This window comes from Chitinimonas taiwanensis DSM 18899 (genome assembly GCF_900119825.1).
Taxonomy (GTDB): Bacteria; Pseudomonadota; Gammaproteobacteria; order Burkholderiales; family Chitinimonadaceae; genus Chitinimonas; species Chitinimonas taiwanensis.
The window spans coordinates 1-1,819 of sequence record NZ_FPKR01000025.1 but is presented as its reverse complement, the minus strand read 5'-3'; the positions used below and the strand labels follow the sequence as shown (position 1 = coordinate 1,819).

General features: G+C 62.2%; 1 protein-coding gene. It reads right to left on the bottom strand.

Annotation, left to right across the window (positions count from 1 at the left end; translation table 11 throughout):
* Positions 1-1,470: hypothetical protein (locus tag BT173_RS18915; protein WP_308417598.1), on the bottom strand; the 1,470-nt coding region annotated here is incomplete at its 3' end.
* Positions 1,471-1,819: the final 349 nt, after the last annotated feature.

Sequence of the window (1,819 nt, the reverse complement as noted above, 5' to 3'; positions counted from 1 at the left end):
GGCCAGCGCCTCGGGGCTGGCTGGCTTGCCCAGGCTGCGCAAGAGCGCCGGCTCCTCCTGCTTGAGCCAGGCTTCCAGCTGCGCCCAGGCTTGCGTCATGGGCAGGGGCGGCAGCGCGGCCAGTTCCGCGCGCCGCGCCTGCTCGGCCGCCAGCGCCGCCTTGGCGGCTTCGATACGGGCCAGATCTTCCTCGCTGACCTGGGGCAGGGCGGCATTGCTCAGCAGCATATGCGGCAGCGGCTCGCCGATCGGAACCAGCGTCTTCTTTCTGGGCAGCGCCACGATGGCATTCGCCTCGGCCAGTGGCCGAAAAGAACCCAGCGAGGGTCGTTCCAAGGGAAACAACAGCCGCTCACCGTCTCGTGTTTCCTTGACCTCGGCCCAGCACAGCCGCTGTTGCCCCAGCTCGTAGTCGCTCTCTCCCTTGCGCGTATAGGGCAGGGCGCAGGGCAGGGTCTGCCAATCTCGGCCGTGGTAGTCGGCGTGCTCCATGGCATCCAGCAGATGCGGTAGCACGATCTCCAAGAGCAGCAGGCTATCGGGCGTGTGTTTATCTAGGCACAGGTAGACCGCATGGTCCTCGTAATAGTCGAAACCCAATTCGAGCCGGAGTGGCGTGATCCGCCGTTCGAATGGGACTCGAATGGTTTCGCTGCGCGGGTCGGAGTAACCCATGCGGATTCCCTCTAAACCCCTCGCTGCCGAGATCGATTCTCGCCCTCTAAATGACAAACTATGGTTGTGACGTTTGAATCCGCCATTGGGCGCCACGTTCAGAAACAAGTCGTATTCTTGCAGCCACTGCGCCTCGGCCTGGCGGTGGTGATCGTGCACTCCGGTGGGCACATGCAGCACGGGAACCTGGGCATGCCCGAGCTGTTGCAGCATGAGTTGCAAGGGCAGGGTCAGCGCCTCGCTGGCCGTATTCAGCTGATGGCCGGCATAGACAATCGCCACCCTGGGCCGCTTGACCACTTCGACTTCGCGCAGGCCGGCGCGCAATAGCAGGCTGATGTGTTCGGGCCTTAGTCGTACGCCTGCTGGTAGCAACGGCGCCCCTGCCGGGTAGTCCTCACCCACAGGGGCGGTGAACCAGCCTGGCGGGATGGGGCGTTTGATCTTCAGCATCGAGGCATTGCTGAAGTAGGCGCGCAATTCCGGCCTGAAGGCGGGCAGCACGGCATCCGCTCCTTTGGGTAGTGGCCAACCCTCCTTGATATGGATCACGTGCCCTGGCGGCAGCGCAAAGTCGAAGGGTTCCTGATTCCAGTTCGGCTTGATGGCCAGATCCTGAACAAAAACCCAGGTAGGTTGCCAGGGCTGGCGTGGGGTGGCTTGCTGCGTATCTGCGCTGCAGATGGCATAGCCATACGCTTTGGCGCGCGGCCAATTGGGCACATTGTCTACAGCCAGCACTTCCGTAAAGGTGACCCGCCCCAGGGCCTCGGCCAAGGGCAGGCGTTCTGGCATTGGCCCTAGGGGCACCGCATTGAAGCGGCGCTGCATATCGGCAGGGCGAGAGGGCTTGCCATGGCGGCTAGCTGCGCGCAGGTTTCTAAGTAGTGATATCGAGGGCATGTGATAAGTAAGATGAGTGATGCCCTTGCGCTAAATGGCGCAGATTTGGGGGCATAACGTACAAAAATCAAAACAGATGGGGCATATCGCCCCAGCTGCAGTTTTTATGATCTGCAGCGCTAACTCACGCCGTCCGTCGCCCCTGGCGCCGCATCATCCTCATTCGGCAGGCTGCGCACAAAGCTGCTGAACCACACCGCGAAGCTTGGCGCGATCAGTTGGCGTTCGTCCTCATCGTGCC